Origin of the sequence: Streptomyces odontomachi, from assembly GCF_024435355.1 — a bacterium.
GTDB classification, from domain to species: domain Bacteria; phylum Actinomycetota; class Actinomycetes; order Streptomycetales; family Streptomycetaceae; genus Streptomyces; species Streptomyces odontomachi.
Genome location: NZ_JAMJWG010000019.1, coordinates 148304 through 166209, shown reverse-complemented (window position 1 = coordinate 166209; position 17906 = coordinate 148304). Strand labels below are relative to the sequence as shown.

Sequence of the window (17906 nt, the reverse complement as noted above, 5' to 3'; positions counted from 1 at the left end):
AGGTGCGTGCTCTCGGCGCGCCGGGCGCGAGTCCGCGTACTGGATGTACGTGGGCTTGTGCCCGGTGCGGCGAGAGGGCGTGCATGACGCCGCCGGGCAGACGGGAGTTTGACGACAGGGCCTAGCCCGGACGCCGCCGGCACCCTCATGCGACAGGCGCTACCGATGTGACGCTCATGACGACGTTTGCCATCATGAGCGAATGCACACGTCACAGGCTGGCCGGTTCGACCGAAGCAGGGGTGTCGGCCTCGGCCTCGCCCTGGTGTCCGCACTCGCCTTCGGCGGTTCGGGCGTTGCGGCCAAGCCACTGATCGTGGCGGGGTTCGGGTCGCTGCACGTGGCGTGGCTCCGGGTGGCGGGCGCCGCCGTGGTGATGCTGCCGTTCGCCTGGCGCCACCGGCGGCTGGCGCGCGGACGGCCCATGCTGCTGTTCGGGTACGGCCTGCTCGGTGTCGCCGGCGTGCAGGCCTGCTACTTCGCCGCGCTGTCCAGCATCCCCGTGAGCGTGGCGCTGCTGATCGAGTACCTGGGGCCGGCGCTGGTGCTGGGCTGGGTGCGGTTCGTGCAGCGCCGGACGGTCACCCGGGCCGCCGCGGTCGGGGTGGTCCTCGCCACCGGCGGGTTGGCCTGCGTCGTGGAGGTGTGGTCGGGGCTGCGCTTCGACGTCACCGGGCTGTCGCTCGCCCTGGTCGCCGCCTGCTGCCAGGCCGGGTACTTCCTGCTCGGTGACCACGGCAGTGACGCGGGCGACCAGGCCCCCGACCCGCTCGGCGTGATCGCCTACGGGCTGCTGGTGGCCACCGTGCTGCTCACCGTCGTCGCCCGCCCCTGGACCATGGACTGGACGCTGCTGGGCAGCTCCGCACGGATGAACGGCACCGCAGTGCCGGCCGCCGTCCTGGTCGGCTGGATCGTGCTGATCGCGACGATCGTCGCCTACATCACCGGCATCACGGCGGTGCGCCGGCTCTCGGCGCAGGTGGCCGGGGTGGTGGCCTGCCTGGAGGCGGTGGTCGCCACCGTCCTCGCCTGGTTCCTGCTCGGCGAGCACCTGTCGGCGACCCAGCTCGCCGGCGGAGCGGTGGTGCTCCTCGGCGCGTTCATCGCACAGTCGGCGACACCGGGCAGGGCACCCCGGGAACCGGTCACCTGCGGGTGCCAGGACGCCTCACAGGGGACGACGCGGCTCGATGCGGCAGGGGCCGCCGGTGGCCGGCCGGAGACGTCGGGGCAACCGCAGAAGTTGCCGGTGCGCCGCGACCGCACGTAGGGTGATGATCATGCATTCGAAGGCACTCGTTCTTCCGCCCCCCGCCCGCTGAGGCGGGCCTCCCGGAAACCGCCCGGCTGACCGCCGGGCCGAACGGTGCTGCCCGCAGAGGAAGTCCACGGGCCTTGTCGACCAGGGCCTGATTCCGAGCTTCTGCGAATCTGCGGAGAATCCACGTGTCGAATGCCGTAACCCCTGCCTCCGGCCTGCCCGTCGGGCGAGGCCTGTGGTACCTGATCATCGCCGGGATCGCCTGGGGCACCGCCGGTGCCGCCGCCTCCCTGCTCTACCGCTCCACTGACCTGGGGCCCATCGCCCTGTCCTTCTGGAGGTGCCTGGGCGGGCTCGTGCTGCTGTGCGCCGCGCGTGCCCTGCGTACGGCGCGCGCCGCGCGCCGCGAACGTACGGTGCGAGCCATGCGTGCCGGACGTACCGCGCCAGCCCCGCGGAACGGGGCACGCGGGAGTGCCGTCGAGCCGTGGCGCAGCAGGGCGTTCCGGATCGGCGCCAACGGAATCGCCCTCGCCGTCTTCCAGACCGCGTACTTCGCCGCCGTGCAGGCGACGGGGCTCGCCGTCGGCACGGTGGTGACACTCGGCGCCGGTCCCGTGCTGATCGCGGCCGGGGCGCGGCTCGCCATGGGTGAGGTGCTCGGCCGCGGCGGGATCGCGGCCGTGGTGGGCGCCCTCGCCGGGCTCGCCGTGCTGGTGCTCGGCGGAAGCGGCGCGACGGTGCGCCCCTGGGGCGTCGTGCTGGCCGTGCTGTCCGCCGCCGGATACGCCGTCATGACGCTGCTCACCCGGCGGTGGGGGCGCGCGGGCGGCGTCGACGGCTCGGGCGACACGGTCTGGGTGTTCGCGGTGACGGTGCTGTGCCTGCTGCCCTTCGGGCTGGTCGAAGGGCTGTTTCCGCACCTGGTGCACCCGGGTCGGGCACTGCTGCTGATCGGGTACATCGCCGCGGTGCCCACCGCGCTCGCGTACGGGCTGTACTTCGCGGGCGCCGCTGTGGTGCGCTCCGCCACCGTCTCCGTGATCATGCTCCTGGAGCCGGTCAGCGCGGCCGTGCTCGCCGTGGTGCTGCTCGGCGAGCGGCTGACGGCGCCGACCGTGGCGGGCACCCTGCTGATGCTGGGCGCCGTCGCAGGGCTGGCGGTGACGGAGGCCAGGGGCGCCGCGGCGGAGCGGGAGACGGCGCTCGTCTGACCCGGAGTCCGCGCGGCGGCCGGATCGGACCGCGCCGCCGCGCGGACGCCGAGGGGCGCCCTCGCACAGCCCGGGAAACGGGTCAGAGGGTCGAGAGGTACTCCGGCACGGACGTCTGTTCGGGGAGGTCGTCCGACGGGACGGGCGGGCCGTAGCCCGTCTGGACGGGGACCACACCGGCCCAGTGCGGGAGGGCGAGATCCTCCGCCTCGTCGTTCGGACCGCCGGTGCGCACCTTCGCGGAGACCTCGGCGAGGTCCAGGCGGAGCACCGCGGTCGCCGCTAGCTCCTTCGGGTTCGCCGGCCGCGAGTCGGCGGCGCGGCCCGGCACGACGTGGTCGACCAGCGCGTTGAGCGCGGCCTGCTTCTCGTCGAGGTCGGTCACCGGGTGTGCGATGCCGTGCACGACCACGGAGCGGTAGTTGATGCTGTGGTGGAACGCCGACCTGGCCAGCACCAGACCGTCCACATGGGTGACCGTGACACAGACCGGCAGCCCGGCGTCCGCCTCCCCGGAGGTGTCGCCCGCCATCCGCAGCGGGCGGGAGCCGGTGGAGCCGTGCACGTAGAGCCGCTCGCCGACGCGGCCGAAGAGTGTCGGCAGCACCACGGGCGCGCCCTCGCGCACGAAGCCGAGATGGCAGAAGTAGGCCTCGTCGAGGATGGCGTGCACCAGCGCGCGGTCGTACGAGGCACGCTCCCGGGCGCGGGTGGGGACGGTGCGGTCGGTGGGGGCGTACCCGGTGGGGGCGGACTGGTCTGGCATGGCTGTCCTCAGGGATGAAGAGACGGCGGAGAGGTGGTGGGGCTCGTGGCGGTGGCGGAAGCGGCGGGGTGCTGGGTGGGAATCGAGCAAGCCTGGCGTGGCGGACTTGCCTTGCGGTTATGTACTAGTACAAAATTGGGTTTGTGCTAGGAGAATATCTGATCACCGGGCGACGCGCATCGGAGATCGCGGGTGCCGTGGAGCGTGCGGTGGGTTCGGGTGCGCTGGAGCCGGGCGACCCGCTGCCGCCGATGCGGGAGCTGGCCCAGCAGCTGGGCGTCAACCCCAACACCGTGGCCGCCGCCTACCGGACGCTGCGCGAGCGCGGGGTCGTCGAGACGGCGGGGCGCAGGGGCACCCGCGTGCGGGCCAGGCCCGCGACGACGGCGCGGGAGGGAATGCGCGTGGACGTGCCGTCCGGCGCGCGAGACGTCTCCACGGGCAACCCGGATCCCGCACTGCTGCCCGTGCTCGGTGCCGCCTTCGCCGCCGCGGCGGCGCAGGGCGACGCACACCCGGTGCTCTATGGCGACGAGGCCACGGAGCCGGAGCTCGCCCGGCAGGCGCGCGCCGCCTTCGACGCGGACGGGGTGCCGGCGGGGCCGATCGCCGTCACCGCCGGCTCGCTCGACGCCGTCGAACGGGTGCTCACCGCCCATCTCAGGTCCGGCGACCGGGTTGCGGTGGAGGACCCCGGGTGGCATGCGCTGCTCGATCTCGTACCGGCACTGGGGCTGCGCCCGGTGCCCGTCCGGGTGGACGACGAGGGGCCGCTGCCGGCGGAGACCGAGCGGGCCCTACGCGAGGGGGCGCGCGCCGTCGTCGTCACCGATCGCGCGCAGAATCCCACCGGGGCAGCGGTCACCGCCGCCCGGGCCCGTGAGCTGCGCGCCGTGCTGGACGCCCACCCCGGGGTGCTGCTCATCGAGGACGACCACGGCCACGGCATCGTCGACCTCCCGTTGAACCCGCTGGCGGGCGCCACGGAATCCTGGGTGATCGTCAGGTCCGTGGCCAAGGCCTACGGCCCCGACCTGCGACTCGCGGTGCTCACCGGCGACGCGGTGACCATCGACCGGGTGCAGGGGCGGCAGCGTCTCGGGCCCGGCTGGGTCAGCCGTCTCCAGCAGCGTGCCGTCGTACGGCTCTGGGAGGAGCGGGCGGTGGACGCCCGGGCCGTCTCCGCGGCCTACGGGCGGCGCCGCTCGGCGCTGATCGCGGCCCTCGCCGAGCGGGGTGTGGCGGCGCACGGCCGCAGCGGGATGAACGTCTGGGTGCCGGTGCGGGACGAGACCAGCGCCGTGGCCCGGTTGCTGAGCGCGGGCTGGGCCGTCGCCCCGGGCGCCGGCTTCCGGATGAACACGCCACCCGGAGTGCGGATCACCGTGTCGGGCCTGACCGAGGACGACATCGCCGCGGTGGCGGACGCCGTGGCGTCGGCCACGGGCCCTGGGCCCGCCCGGCGCTACGACTGAGCGCCGGCGCCCGGCCGGTGGGACGCCGCTCCGCCGTGTGCCCTCGCCCGGCTGCGGGGGCTCGCCTGCCGCGGCCGGCCTGCGGGGTCGTCGGCCCGTGCGGTCGCGCGGCGTCGCGCACGGCTGCGGGCCGGCCGGTGGGCCCCGACCGGCAGGGCGATCACCAGCCGGTCGGCCGCACACGACAGCGGTCGGGGCGACGGCAGCCCCCCGTCGCCCCGACCGCTCACCCGGCCCGGCGCGGCGACGCGCCTTGGCCCACCGGGTGGTCCTGGACCTCTCCGACGGCAGTCGCCCGCCGCGCTTCAGGCGAGCGAGATCGAACCCCCGGACACCTTGATCTCCCGACCGGGCAGTGGCTGCGTCGCGGGCGCGTGCTTCACGCTGCCGTCCTCGATGGAGAACTTGCTCCCGTGGCACGGGCAGTTGATCGTGCCGTCGGAGACGCTCGACACCGCGCAACCGCGGTGGGTGCAGGACGTCGAGAACGCCTTGAAGTCGCCCTTCGTCGGCTGGGTCACCACCACCTGCTCGTCGGCGAAGATCTTCCCGCCGCCCTCCGGGATGTCCGAGGTGCTGGCCAGGGGCCCCTTCTTCGCGGACCGGTCGGACGAGCCGCCCTTGCCGGTCGACCCGGACGAGCCGGTGTCGCCGCCGGAGTCGTCCGAGCCGCAGGCAGCGAGCGTGGCGGTCAGGCCGGCGACACCCGCTGCGGCGACGACCGTGCGGCGGGACGGGCTGCTGCGGGCTTTCTGCGAAGAGGTCATGCTCGGGCCTCCGGGCTCCTGTGCTGAGTCGTGCATTCCTTGCGATGCGCTTGACGCGCTGTTCGTGCTCTGTAGCTCTGTCCGCTCGGGTGGCGCGTACTGCGTGGTGTGCGGCACGTGCTCCTTCTCCTGTGATACGCGGGAGTATGACCCGGCGTTCAACGTCGCCGGAAATCTCGAGCAACCGTGGCGCAACCGCCGTGCGGTACCTCTGGCGCACACCAGGGACACGTCCTGCCCCTCACCCATGGAGGTCTGATGCGACGCCTCATCCCGTGGCGGTGCCGTGCGCTCGAGGCCGCGCCGGCGGCGCTGCTCGTCGTGCTCGCGCTCGGCCCCGCCGCGCACGCGGTGCCCGGCCACGACGCGGCCGGCCGATCCACCCGTCCGGCAGCGACGTCCGGTGCGCTGCTCGCGGGTCCGTCGGCCGACCAGCTGCGGGCGAAGACCGCGACGTGCGGCACGCAGATCTCCAGCGGCATGTACGCCGAGAACGCCGGCGGCACGCGCTCCATCCCCATCTGCGGAAAGAGCGGTGCGGTGTTCTGGACGGCCGACCTCGATGTCGACTGCGACGGCCAGCGTACCGACGAGTGCAACCCGAACACCGACCCGTACTACCAGTCGGAGACCGCCTGCGTGGAGTCCGACGGCGACGCCTTGAACTCCGCAACGCTGCCGCACATCGTCGTCCCCCTGCCGAGCAGCATCTGGGACCACACGAGTGCCGGGATCAACTGTGGAACCGTCGGTGCCGTGATCTACCAGGACAGGGTCGTGTACGGCGTGATCGGCGACAAGGGCCCGACCACGAGCATAGGCGAGGCGTCCTACGCGATGGCCGAAGCGCTGGGGATCGATCCCGACCCCTCCAGCGGCGGCGTCGGGGGCAAGGTCGTCGGCTACGTCATGTTCCCCGGCACGAAGGTGTCGCGGAACGAGGACCATGCGCAGGCGACGCAGCTCGGGGAGGCGGCGGCCACCACGTTCGTGCAGAGCGACAGCACGTGCGACGACGTCTCGCTCGACGCGACGCGCTACCCGACGATCGCGGCCGGCTCCAACGGTGTCCTGGTGCAGGCGGCACAGTGCCTCCTGAAGGGGGCCGGCTTCGACCCGAAGTCGTTCAAGGGCACGTTCGACGCCGATACCGAGGCGGCGGTGAAGGGCTTCCAGGCGGATGCCGGGCTGCCGGCGTCCGGTGAGGTCGACGCGCACACGTGGACGGCGCTGCTGTCGCACGGGTCGACGCCGACCCTCCAGGACGGATCGAGCGGCACCGCCGTCCAGCGCCTCCAGCGTGCCCTGACCGCGGCACTGGGAACCACCGTGGCGATCGACGGTCTGTTCGGGCCGAACACCACGGCGGCGGTGGAGCAGTACCAGTCAGCACACGGCCTCACCGCCGACGGCATCGTCGGCGCCAACACCTGGGGTGCGCTCCAAGCCGGCAAGTAGGACCTTCCGGGCAGGCGGCCGTTCGGCTTGTGCCTGCGGCACGGCCGCCCCGGGTGGCGGGCCGGCAGCGGCAGGGGCGCACAGACTGGGGTGCATGGCAAGGTTGTCCTCCGGCTGGCGCGGCGGTGCTGTCCCCGCCCTCCCCGCCCTCCCTGCCCTCGCGTACCGATGGCGACAGGGCCAGCCGGACGGAATCCCAGAGCCGTTGCTGATCCGGTTCGGCAGGTGGGCCTGGGTGCTGCCGGCCGCTCTCCTGCTGGCCGTGGTGCTGGTCGGACAGTTCGGTGGGCCGTCACTCAAGGTGGCCAACTGGCTGACGCTGGTGCCGTTGGTGGCGGCCGGACTGTGCTCGCCCTGGGTCACGGCCTTCTTCGGTCTGCTGGCGTTGGTGACCAACCGGACCGTGAACGCCGCGGTGACCGACGCGCACCTGCCCGCGGAGGACTTCGTGTTGGAGGTCGTCTCCGTGCTGCTCGCGATCTTCATCGCGGTGCTCAGGACGCAGGCACGCGACTATGTGCATCGGCTCCAGGGCGTGGCGGAAACGACCCGGCAGGTGCTGCTGCGGCCGGTTCCGCCGGGGTGGGCGGGTGTGGACTCCGCCGCGCGCTATCTCGCGGCCGACGTCGAGGCGCGGGTGGGCGGGGACTTCTACGAAGTGCTGGCCACGCCGCGCGGTGCCCGGGTGCTGCTCGGAGACGTACAGGGCAAGGGGCTGCCCGCGGTGTCCACGGCGGGGGCGCTGGTGGGGGCGTTCCGGGAGGCGGGGTACCACGAGCCGGACCTGAGCGTGGTCGCCACCCGGATGGAGCAGCGGCTGAAGCGTCACAACGCCCTCATGCGCGCCCTCGGCGACCCCCAGGAGCGGTTCGCCACCGGCGTGATCGTCGGATTCCCCACGGAGGGGCCGGACATCGAAGTGGTGAACTTCGGCCACGAAGGGCCCTTGGTGATCGGCCCCAGGGGAGTGCGCCGGTTGCCGCAGGAGCAGGGTCCACCCCTGGGCCTGGCCGACCTGGTCGGCGGGCCGCCCCCGGTGTGCCGCGTCGTCATGGAGCAGGGCGAGACCGTCCTGCTGGTCTCCGACGGTGTGAGCGAGGCCCGGGACCGGGCCGGCCGGTTCCTGCCCCTGCGCCCCTGGCTGGAGCGCCTCGCCACCGACCACCCCGATGGCATCGCCCCCGGTGAACTGCTGAGGCTCCTCACCGACCAGCTCTTCCGGCACGCGGCCGGCCGGCTCACCGACGACGCGACCCTGCTCGCCGTCCGCCTCCCACCTCGCGGCGCCGGCAGCCCCGTCACCCCATGAGTGCGGGTGCGCCCGGGGCGGCCGGCGCGGCGCCGGGCCCTACCCGTCGTCCTGGTCCGCGTCGATCACCTGGGCGACGTACCGAGCCGTGTTGTCGAAGTGCCGGCTCATCGCGTCGACGGAGGCGAGGGGATCGCCCGCCTGTACCGCCTCGAAGACCCGGCGGTGCGTGTCGACCGCGGCGGGGTCGCCGATCGTGCGGGTCGTGGTCTGCTCGCGGATGCGCCGCAGTGCGTCGTTCATCAGGCCGTAGAGGGCGAGCACGATGGGGTTGTCGGCCGCGTCGAGCAGGACGTCGTGGAAGTCCAGGTCGGCTGCGGCGAAGGCGCCCACGTCATGGGCGTCGCAGGCGTGCTGCATGCGGTGCAGCGCGTCGCCGAGGGCGGCCAGGTGCTCTTCGGTGCGGCGCTCGGCGGCGAGGGGGACGAGGCCGACCTCCAGCATCCGGCGCAGTTCGGTCAGGCTTCGGTAGACGCCTGCGCCCTGTCCCGCGTCGATCATCGCGGTGAGGATGAGCGGGTCGAGCTGGGACCATCGGGATCGCGGATTGACGAACGTGCCACGGCCGCGTTCGATCCGTACGACCCCCAGTCGTTGCAGGGACTTCACGGCCTCACGGAGGGTGAGGCGGCTGACGCCCAGCTCCTCCGCGAGCTCGCTCTCCTGGGGGAGGCGGTCGTCGACGTCGAACTGTCGGGCGATGATCGCCGCGATGAGCCGCTGCTCGACGCGGTCCGTGAGCGATCCTGCCCTGACTCCCGGAAGAGCACCGAGCGCGGTCGGGGTACCCATGACCATCAGTGTAGGCCGCGCTGCTGGGACAGCCCGCGGTCGACGGGCAGGGTCTGCGGCTCGGCCGGCAGGCCCACCGGCACGCCGTCGCGCACCCAGTCCAGGTCCACTCCGTAGGCCTCGGCCGCCAGTTGCTCCAGCAGCCGGTCGCGGACCGGGGCGAACTCCGGCACCGCCGCCAGGTCCCGCTCGTCCCACGGGTCCTGCTCGACGTCGAACAGCTGCACGACATGACCCATCGGGTAGTAGACGAGCTTGTGGCGGCCGTCGTGGACCATGCGCGTGGCCTCGGCGCCCTCGCCGAACTCCCCGTAGAGGTGGTCGCGTGCACCGTCGAGCATGGACACGCCCTCCACGGTGGGCGGCGCGGCGATGCCCGCGAGGTCCAGCAGGGTCGGCATGACGTCCTGGAGCGCCGTCAGCCGGTCGTCCACCGCGCCCGCCGGAACGCGGCCGGAGGCGGTGTCGCCGACCAGGATCATGGGGATGTTGGCGGACTTCTCGTAGAAGACGCGCTTGGCCCACAGGTGGTGGTCGCCCAGCATGTCGCCGTGGTCCGAGGTGAACAGGATGACGGTGTCGTCGAGCACGCCCTGTTCGCGCAGGGTGCCGATGACGAAGCGCAACTGGTGGTCCACGTAGGTGCACTGGGCGTAGAAGGCCCGCTTCGCCGCCTTCCGGTCCGCCGGGCCGAACCCGAGCGGGCTGTCCGCATGGCGCCGCCGCCGCAGCTGGACCGGCACGCTGCCGTCCGCGTCGGCCCATGCGCCCACCACGGGGTCGTCGATCTCGTCGAGGTCGTACATGTCGAGGTACGGGGCGGGCGGGGTCAGCGGCGGGTGCGGTGCGGTGAACGACAGGTACCACAGCGCCGGGCGGGTCGGGTCGCGGCGCACGATCGTCTCGGCCATGGACTGCGCCGCCCAGTGGGTGACGTGCATGGCTTCGGGCAGGTGCCACGGCCGGTGGGTGTACTGGTTGTTGCTCATGCCGTGTGCGTAGCTCTGGCCGGCGTGGCCGTTCCTGGCCAGGAAGCGTTCGTAGTCGTCCGCCACGCCCCACTGCGAACGGCCCTCCTCGCTGAGCAGGACGTCGTCGAAGCCGATGCGGCTGCGCTGCGGGAAGACGTGCAACTTGCCCACGGCGTAGGCCTGGTAGCCGTGGTCCCGGAACGTCTGGGCCAGCGTGGGCAGGTCCGGCATCGGCAGGTCCTGCTGGAAGATGCGGTCACCGTGCGTCCTCGGTGCCGTGCCGGTCATCAGCGACCTGCGGGCCGGCACGCACACGGGCGACTCGCTGTAGGCGCGGGTGTAGCGGGTCCCGGCCGCGGCCAGGGAGTCCAGGGTCGGCGTCCTGATCACGGGATGGCCCGCGCACCCCAGCAGCCGGCCGAACCAGTGGTCGACGGTGATGAGCAGGACGTTGGGACGGCGGGGCATGTCAGGACTCCTGGACGGTGGGGACGGCGGTGTCGGTGTCGGAGGACCGGCCGCGCGGGCGGTCGAAGAGGGTCCGGGCGATGCCCGACATGACGGCGGCGAAGACCATGACGGCGGCGAGGAAGAGCATCGCAGGACCCAGCGAGCCGGTCGCGCCCTTGATGGCGCCCACGGCGTAGGGCCCGGCGAAACCGCCCAGGTTGCCGACGGAGTTGATCAGGGCAAGACCCGCTGCCGCGTTCACACCGGCGAGCAGCCGCGAGGGGAGGGCCCAGAAGATGGGCTGGCCCGCGAAGATCCCGACGGCGGCGACGCTGATGAAGGCCAGCTCGACGACGGGCCGGTCGGTGAGGGTCGCGCCCGCGAGTCCCACCGCCCCCACCAGGGTGCACCCGGCGATCTGGCGGTAGCTGCGTCCGCTGCGGGCGGCGATCCTGGGCCAGACGTAGAGCGCGGCGGCGGCGAACAGGAACGGTACGGCGTTCAGCAGGCCGTTGGTGAAGGACGAGACGTCGAACTCGTCGATCAGGGTCGGCAGCCACAGGCGCAGTCCGTACGCCGCTGTGGGGAACGCCGCGAACCACAGGCACAGGAACAGCACCCGCCGGTCGAGCAGCGCGCGCCAGGGGCTGCCGTGCGCGCCGGCCCGGTCCGCCGTCTCGGCCTGCTCGGCGGTGATCGTCTCTTCCAGCCAGGTGCGTTCCTGCACGGTGAGCCACGCGGCGTCCCGGGGCGTGTCGGGAAGCGCGAAGAAGACGACGGCTGCCAGTACGAGCGCCGGCACTCCGGTGATGATGAACACCCACTGCCATCCCTCGACGCCGAGGAAGCCGTGCATGCCGAGGAGCGCACCCATGACGGGGGCTCCGATCACCGTGGAGACGGGGTTGGCCAGCAGGAACAGCCCGATGATCTTTCCGCGGTGCGCTGCCGGCACCCACCGGGAGAGGTAGTACAGGGCCCCCGGATAGAAGCCGGCTTCGGCGGCACCGAGCAGGAAGCGCAGCACGTTGAAGCTGCCCTGCCCGCGGACGAGCGCGGTCAGGATGACGATGACGCCCCACGTGATCATGATGCGGGCGATCCAGCGACGGGCGCCGAAGCGCGCGAGGGCCAGGTTGCTCGGCACCTCGAAGAGGAAGTACCCGACGAAGAAGATGCCGGCCCCGAACCCGAACGCCGCGTCCGACAGTCCGAGCGCGTCCTGCATGCCCAACTGGGCCACGCCGATGTTCGTCTTGTCGATGAACGAGATGAGGTAACACACCGCAAGGAGGGGTACCACCCTGCGCTTCACCTTGCGCATCACTGTGTGCTCCACGGCCTCTCCTTCGCGGCGGGACGTCCGGTATCCGAGGTTCTGCATCAAAACATTCGCCCGAGGAGGATATGCCGCCCTCTGAGATCAGACATCTGATGTCTTGCGGCCGTCAGAGTAGATCGCACACCGGCGTGAGGCAAGAGGCGGCATCCTCCGCTCGGGCCCGACGCGCCGCCCCGAGCCCGATCAGTACGCTCGACTTCATCCGACGTCGCTCCGCGGAAAGGAACCAACGCCGCGCATGTCCTCGCACTGCTGCCCACCCGGCCGGTCGGACGGCCCCGCACCGACCGACGCATCCGTCATACCCGTCGCCCCCGCATCAACGGCTCCAGCCGAGGGCTCCGGTCCCGGCGGCACCGCGGTGCGCCTGCCCGGCGGCGCGTTCCTCATGGGCAGCGAGGACGACGACGTCAACAAGGGCGACGGCGAGGGCCCGGTCCGCGAGGTCACCGTGGCCCCGTTCGCGATCGACGCGCACTGCGTGACCAACGAGCGTTTCGCGGCCTTCGCGGCGGCGAGTGGCCATCGCACCGAAGCCGAGCAGTTCGGGTGGTCGTACGTCTTCGCCAAGTTCCTGCCGGGCGAGCTGCGGCGGGTGTCGCCGCGGCCCGACATCACGCCCTGGTGGTGCGGGGTGCAGGGCGCGTACTGGGCGGCGCCGGAGGGTCCGGGCAGCGATCTGTCCGGGCGCGGGGACCACCCGGTGGTGCACGTCTCCTGGGCGGACGCGGTCGAGTTCTGCCGGTGGGAGGGGTCGCGGCTGCCGACCGAGGCGGAGTGGGAGTACGCCGCCCGGGGCGGACTCGAGCAGCGGCGTTACCCGTGGGGTGACGAGCTGACCCCCGGCGGCGAGCACCGCTGCAACATCTGGCAGGGCCGCTTCCCCTTCCAGAACACCGCCGAGGACGGCTACACCGGCACCGCGCCGGTCACCGCCTACCAGCCCAACGGCTACGGCCTGCACAACGTGGCCGGGAACGTGTGGGAGTGGTGCGCGGACCGGTGGACCACCGACCATCCGAAAGCCGGCGCGTCGTGCATCAACCCGACCGGCCCCCGCAAGGGCACCAACCGTGTCATGCGCGGTGGTTCCTACCTGTGCCACGACTCGTACTGCAACCGCTACCGCGTGGCCGCCCGCACCGGCAACAGCCCGGACAGCTCCAGCGGCAACACCGGGTTCCGCGTCGTCTGGGACGTCACGGCGCCGTAGGCGAGGAGCCGCGGGACACGGCCGGCTCCGCATCGTGACCTGCCGCGAATCCCAGGGTGGACGGGCGTATAACCTGGGAAAGTGCTCCCCGAAGTCACCGCCACGCGCTACGTCACCCCGCTGCGTGAGGGCGGTTCGCTCCCCGGCGTCGTCGAGGCCGACGACCTGCGTACGTACGTCATGAAGTTCAGCGGAGCCGGGCAGGGGCGCAAGACCCTGGTCGCCGAGGTGATCAGCGGTCGGCTCGCCCAGCTGCTCGGATTGCGCGTACCGGGTCTTGCGGTGATCCGGCTCGACCCCGTCCTCGGTCTCGGAGAGCCCGATCCCGAGGTGCAGGCGCTACTCAGGGCGAGCGGCGGGCTCAACGCGGGCCTGGACTTCCTCTCCGGCGCGCTCGGTTTCGACGCGCTCGCCTACACCGTCGACCCGGTCGAGGCCGGCCGGATCGTCTGGTTCGACGCGCTGGTCGGCAACGTGGACCGCTCCTGGCGCAACCCCAACATGCTGGTGTGGCACGGCGACCTCTGGCTGATCGACCACGGTGCCACCCTGATCTTCCACCACGGCTGGTCGGCCGCACCGGCGGCCGTGCGACGGCCCTATGACGCCTCGGAGCACGCCCTCGCCCCGTTCGGGCCGGATGTCGCGGCAGCCGCCGCCGAGTTGGCGCCGCGGGTCACGCATGACCTGCTCGCCGCGGCCGCGGCCGACGTCCCCGATGTCTGGCTGGCCGACGAGCCGGGCTTCGCGACGCCCGACGAGGTCCGTGAGGCATACGTCGCCACCCTGTCGGCGCGTGCGGCCATCGGCACCGCGCACATCACCCTGGGACGGCCCCGTGCTGCCGGCCCTGCACGGCAACCGGGCTGGCCGAGCGCCGCCGCGGTGCACGGGAGCGAGCGCTCATGAGCGACCGGCACGTCTACGAGTACGCGTTGCTGCGCGTCGTGCCCCGGGTGGAGCGTGGCGAGCGGATCAACGCGGGCGTCGTCGTCTACTGCCGGGCGCACGCGTACGTCGCCGCCCGCACCCACCTCGACGCGGCCAGGCTCGCGGCGCTCGACCCGGCCGCGGACGTCACCGGTGTACGCGCGGCCCTGGCCGCGGTGGAACACCTCTGCCAAGGCGGTGCGGCCGCCGGCCAGGCGGCGGGTGACGACGCCGGACGCCGTTTCCGCTGGCTGGTGGCGCCCCGCTCCAGCGTCGTCCAGCCCGGTCCCGTGCACACCGGGCTCACCACGGATCCCGCGGCCGAGGTCGATCGGCTGCTCGACCTGCTGGTGAAGTAATCGATCACACGCCGAGTGGCGTTGACACCGCGTGCCATGCCTTCTAGCGTCACGGGCATCGAAGGTACTAAGCGGTCGCTCATGGATCTCGTGGAGGGCTGAGCGAGCCGCCGGAGCCGGCCGTCCCAGGGCGAGGAGTAGCAGTCATGTCCACCACTGAGCAGCGCGTCGCGATCGTCACCGGTGCCGCGCGGGGTATCGGCGCCGCCACGGCCGTACGGCTGGCCGCGGAGGGTCGGGCCGTCGCGGTGCTCGACCTCGACGAGGCCGCCTGCAAGGAGACCGTCGAGAAGATCACCGCCGCCGGCGGCAGGGCGCTCGCGGTCGGTTGCGACGTCAGCGACGAGGCGCAGGTCGAGGCCGCGGTCGCACGCATCGTCGACGAGTTGGGTGCGCCGACGATCCTGGTGAACAACGCAGGGGTGCTCCGCGACAACCTGCTGTTCAAGATGAGCGCCTCCGACTGGGACACCGTGATGAACGTGCATCTGCGCGGCGCGTTCCTGATGTCCCGCGCGGCCCAGAAGCACATGGTCGACGCCGGCTTCGGCCGTATCGTGAACCTCTCCTCGTCGTCCGCGCTCGGCAACCGGGGCCAGGTGAACTACGCGGCGGCCAAGGCCGGCATGCAGGGCTTCACCAAGACCCTCGCCAAGGAGCTCGGCAAGTTCGGGATCACGGCCAACGCGGTCGCGCCCGGCTTCATCGCCACCGAGATGACCAAGGTCACCGGGGAGCGCCTCGGTATGGGCTTCGAGGACTTCAAGGCGGCTGCGGCCACGCAGATCCCCGTCCAGCGGGTCGGCGAGCCCGAGGACATCGCCAACGCCGTCGCCTTCTTCACCGGTGACGCGGCCGGTTTCGTCTCCGGTCAGGTGCTGTACGTGGCGGGCGGCCCGCTCAACTGAGCCCGGCCGGCCGGTGGCCCGTGCCGCCTCCCGCACCGGCGCGCAGGCGCACGGGCCCCGGCAGACCCCCACACGCGCACCACCCAGCAGGCCCGACACCCACGGCACGTACGGCAAGGACACACAGCAGATGACTGAGCAGGACAGCGGCAAGGTCGCCATCGTCACGGGCGCGAGCCGTGGCATCGGCTACGGCGTGGCGGAAGCACTGGTGGCACGCGGTGACCGGGTGTGCATCACCGGGCGCGGCGAGGAGGCCCTGAAGGAGGCCGTCGAGAAGCTGGGCTCCGACCGGGTCATCGGCGTGCCCGGCAAGGCCCACGACGAGGCCCACCAGGCGATCACCGTCGAGCGCACCATGGAGGCCTTCGGCCGGGTCGACTTCCTTGTCAACAACGCGGGTACGAATCCGGTCTTCGCGCCGATGGCCGAACTCGACCTGAATGTCGTGCGCAAGGTCTACGAGGTCAACGTGATCTCCGCGCTCGGCTTCGCCCAGCGGACCTGGCAGGCCTGGCAGAAGGAGCATGGTGGGGCGATCGTGAACATCGCCTCGGTGGCGGGCGTGGCCGCCTCGCCCTTCATCGGCGCCTACGGCATGAGCAAGGCCGCGCTCATCAACCTGACCCTTCAACTGGCTCACGAGTTCTCGCCCGGAGTCCGGGTCAACGCCATCGCGCCCGCTGTGGTCAAGACCCGGTTCGCCCAGGCCCTGTACGAGGGGCGCGAGGAGGAGGCCGCGGCCGCCTACCCGCTGGGCCGGCTCGGGGCGCCCGAGGACATCGGCGGCGCCGCCGCCTTCCTCACCTCTGACCAGGCAGACTGGATCACCGGGCAGACACTCGTCGTGGACGGTGGCATATTCCTCAACGCGGGCGTCGGCTGATCCGGACGATATCCGAGGCATAAGGTCCGTTGCGTAATATAAGCGTTATCAAGGATTCGTTGGACGCACCGAGTTGGCTTGAAGAGGCACTGCGATATCGTCGGCCGACCCCTGGCGTGGCCTGAACGAGGAGCGTGCGCGTGTTCAACCGGATCCGAGGTGTACGGCAGATTGCGGCGGTTGCTTCCATATCCATGCTTGCCGGATGTGGCTTGATGTCGTCGGACAATGCCGGCGACAGCGACCCGATCTCCGTAGGTACCACCAGCGGCCCCAGCGCGCTGGACCCTGCGGCTACCTGGGACAGCTCCTGGGAGCTTTTCCGCAACATCTACCAGACCCTACTGGCCTATCCGGTGGGTGAAGCCGAGCCGAAGCCCGACGCCGCCGAAAGCTGTTCCTTCTCCGACGGAAAGCGCACGTACACGTGCACGTTGCGATCGGACATGACGTTCTCCAACGGGGACGTGCTGGACGCCAAGGCGGTGAAGTACTCCATCGACCGCATCCGCAAGATCAATATCTCGACCGGTCCTGCGGGGCTGCTGGGCAGCCTGGACAAGGTGGAGACCAAGGGCGACTCGGTCGTGATCTTCCACCTCAACAAGCCGGACGCGACCTTCCCGTTCGTCCTCGCCACTCCGGCCATGTCCATCGTCGACCCGGCGGACTACCCGGCGGACGCGATCCGCAAGGGCGACAAGATCACCGGTTCCGGGCCGTACGAGTTGCAGAACTACGTGGCGGGCGAGAAGGCCGAGCTGGTCAAGAACGGCAGCTACAAGGGCTTCGCGGAGCGGAAGAACGACGCCGTCACCATCCGCTACTACCATGACTCGACCACCATGGTGAACGCCCTGAAGAGCAAGCAGATCGACGCGACCGTCCGTGGCCTGAGCTCCGACGACATCGTGTCGATCCAGGACAACCAGTCGCACAGCGACCTGAACCTGGTCGAAGAGGCCGGCACGGACTGTAGCTACCTGGTCTTCAACCCGAAGGACCCGGAGTCCCGCAAGCTGCCGGTGCGCAAGGCCATCGCCCAGCTCGTCGACCGCAGCGCCATCGCCCACAAGGTCTACAAGGACACCGTGGACCCGCTGTACTCGATGATCCCGCAGGGGCTCGTCGGCCACACCGCCGGCTACTTCGACGAGTACGGCAACCCCAGCGTCGCCAAGGCGCGCGCCTTCCTCACCGACGCGGGCATCACCTCTCCGGTGTCGCTCACCATGTGGTACGCGTCGGACCGCTACGGTTCGCAGACCAAGCCCATGTTCGAGGAGATCAAGCGGGAGCTGGAGTCCTCCGGGCTGTTCAAGATCACGCTGAAGAGCCGGCCCTGGACGCAGTTCGTGGCCGGGTACCAGAAGGGCCAATACCCGGCCTTCGGGCGCGGCTGGTCGGCGGACTTCCCCGACCCGGACGACTTCGTCTCCCCGTTCATCGGCGCGCAGAACGCCGTCGGCACCCCCTACGCGGTCCCGGAGATCACCGACAAGCTGCTGCCCCAGTCCCGGGAGGTGAGTGACCGGGGCGAGGTGATGGAGCAGTTCAAGCAGGCGACGCAGATCCTGGTCAAGGACGCTCGGCTGGTCCCGCTGTGGCAGGGCAAGCTCTACGTCGCGGCGAGCGACGAGATCTCCGGCACCGAGACCGCCTTCGACGCCTCGACGATCATGATGGTGTGGCAGCTGACCCGGAAGACCAGTTGGTAGGACGGGACGCGGGGCCGAGTGTCAGTGGCCGCCGGTAGGTTGGGTGACCTGTCGGCGACCGCATGATCCGCGGCCGCCAAGCGA

16 protein-coding genes are annotated in these 17906 nt (G+C 71.6%); 11 read left to right on the top strand and 5 right to left on the bottom strand.

Annotated features, from left to right (window positions below; translation table 11 throughout):
* The first annotated feature begins 202 nt into the window (after positions 1 to 202).
* Both NQO67_RS32345 and NQO67_RS32340 read left to right on the top strand, forming a co-directional pair.
* Complete coding sequence (locus tag NQO67_RS32345) at positions 203 to 1273, top strand: EamA family transporter (RefSeq protein ID WP_255953912.1); 1071 nt, start codon at positions 203 to 205, stop codon at positions 1271 to 1273.
* Positions 1274 to 1449: 176 nt separating this feature from the next.
* A complete protein-coding gene (locus NQO67_RS32340; protein ID WP_255953911.1) occupies positions 1450 to 2478 on the top strand; it encodes a DMT family transporter in 1029 nt (342 codons plus the stop codon).
* An 82-nt stretch (positions 2479 to 2560) separates the two neighbouring features.
* On the opposite strand, the gene NQO67_RS32335 is transcribed toward NQO67_RS32340, so the two are convergent.
* On the bottom strand, positions 2561 to 3244 hold the full coding sequence (locus NQO67_RS32335; RefSeq protein WP_255953910.1) for a pyridoxamine 5'-phosphate oxidase family protein: 684 nt from the start codon (positions 3242 to 3244) through the stop codon (positions 2561 to 2563).
* Positions 3245 to 3387: 143 nt separating this feature from the next.
* On the opposite strand from NQO67_RS32335, the gene NQO67_RS32330 reads away from it, so the two are divergent.
* Positions 3388 to 4719 carry an aminotransferase class I/II-fold pyridoxal phosphate-dependent enzyme gene (locus NQO67_RS32330; protein ID WP_255953909.1) on the top strand — a complete coding sequence of 444 codons (1332 nt, stop codon included), beginning with the start codon at positions 3388 to 3390 and terminating at the stop codon, positions 4717 to 4719.
* A gap of 305 nt (positions 4720 to 5024) precedes the next feature.
* On the opposite strand, the gene NQO67_RS32325 is transcribed toward NQO67_RS32330, so the two are convergent.
* On the bottom strand, positions 5025 to 5486 hold the full coding sequence (locus tag NQO67_RS32325; protein ID WP_255953908.1) for a Rieske (2Fe-2S) protein: 462 nt from the start codon (positions 5484 to 5486) through the stop codon (positions 5025 to 5027).
* A 258-nt stretch (positions 5487 to 5744) separates the two neighbouring features.
* On the opposite strand from NQO67_RS32325, the gene NQO67_RS32320 reads away from it, so the two are divergent.
* Positions 5745 to 6944, top strand: a complete 1200-nt coding sequence (locus NQO67_RS32320) for a peptidoglycan-binding protein (protein ID WP_255953907.1) — start codon at positions 5745 to 5747, stop codon at positions 6942 to 6944.
* 94 nt (positions 6945 to 7038) lie between these two features.
* Complete coding sequence (locus NQO67_RS32315) at positions 7039 to 8253, top strand: PP2C family protein-serine/threonine phosphatase (RefSeq protein ID WP_255953906.1); 1215 nt, start codon at positions 7039 to 7041, stop codon at positions 8251 to 8253.
* A gap of 39 nt (positions 8254 to 8292) precedes the next feature.
* On the opposite strand, the gene NQO67_RS32310 is transcribed toward NQO67_RS32315, so the two are convergent.
* From NQO67_RS32310 to NQO67_RS32300, 3 genes are read right to left on the bottom strand one after another with little or no spacing between them, the layout of a single operon-like run.
* Positions 8293 to 9045 (bottom strand): FadR/GntR family transcriptional regulator, encoded by a 753-nt coding sequence (locus NQO67_RS32310; protein WP_255953905.1) that lies wholly within the window; start codon positions 9043 to 9045, stop codon positions 8293 to 8295.
* Between the two features lie 5 nt (positions 9046 to 9050).
* Entirely contained in the window at positions 9051 to 10484 is a 1434-nt protein-coding gene (locus NQO67_RS32305) for a sulfatase-like hydrolase/transferase (RefSeq protein ID WP_255953904.1), read from the bottom strand.
* 1 nt (position 10485) lies between these two features.
* Complete coding sequence (locus NQO67_RS32300; RefSeq protein ID WP_255953903.1) at positions 10486 to 11805, bottom strand: MFS transporter; 1320 nt, start codon at positions 11803 to 11805, stop codon at positions 10486 to 10488.
* Positions 11806 to 12046: 241 nt separating this feature from the next.
* Here NQO67_RS32300 and NQO67_RS32295 point away from each other — a divergent pair, with 241 nt between their 5' ends.
* The 6 genes from NQO67_RS32295 to NQO67_RS32270 all read left to right on the top strand — a co-directional run bounded on the left by NQO67_RS32295 (position 12047) and on the right by NQO67_RS32270 (position 17822).
* Entirely contained in the window at positions 12047 to 13021 is a 975-nt protein-coding gene (locus NQO67_RS32295) for a formylglycine-generating enzyme family protein (protein ID WP_255953902.1), read from the top strand.
* A gap of 81 nt (positions 13022 to 13102) precedes the next feature.
* The gene (locus tag NQO67_RS32290; RefSeq protein WP_255953901.1) at positions 13103 to 13930 is read left to right on the top strand and encodes a HipA family kinase; all 828 of its coding nucleotides are present in this window, start codon (positions 13103 to 13105) and stop codon (positions 13928 to 13930) included.
* A complete protein-coding gene (locus NQO67_RS32285; protein ID WP_255953900.1) occupies positions 13927 to 14310 on the top strand; it encodes a DUF3037 domain-containing protein in 384 nt (127 codons plus the stop codon). Before NQO67_RS32290 ends, NQO67_RS32285 begins: the two co-directional genes overlap by 4 nt.
* A gap of 146 nt (positions 14311 to 14456) precedes the next feature.
* Complete coding sequence (gene fabG, locus NQO67_RS32280) at positions 14457 to 15218, top strand: 3-oxoacyl-ACP reductase FabG (RefSeq protein ID WP_255953899.1); 762 nt, start codon at positions 14457 to 14459, stop codon at positions 15216 to 15218.
* Positions 15219 to 15348: 130 nt separating this feature from the next.
* The gene (locus NQO67_RS32275) at positions 15349 to 16104 is read left to right on the top strand and encodes an SDR family oxidoreductase (RefSeq protein ID WP_255953898.1); all 756 of its coding nucleotides are present in this window, start codon (positions 15349 to 15351) and stop codon (positions 16102 to 16104) included.
* Positions 16105 to 16244: 140 nt separating this feature from the next.
* The gene (locus NQO67_RS32270) at positions 16245 to 17822 is read left to right on the top strand and encodes an ABC transporter substrate-binding protein (protein ID WP_255953897.1); all 1578 of its coding nucleotides are present in this window, start codon (positions 16245 to 16247) and stop codon (positions 17820 to 17822) included.
* Positions 17823 to 17906 lie beyond the last annotated feature (84 nt).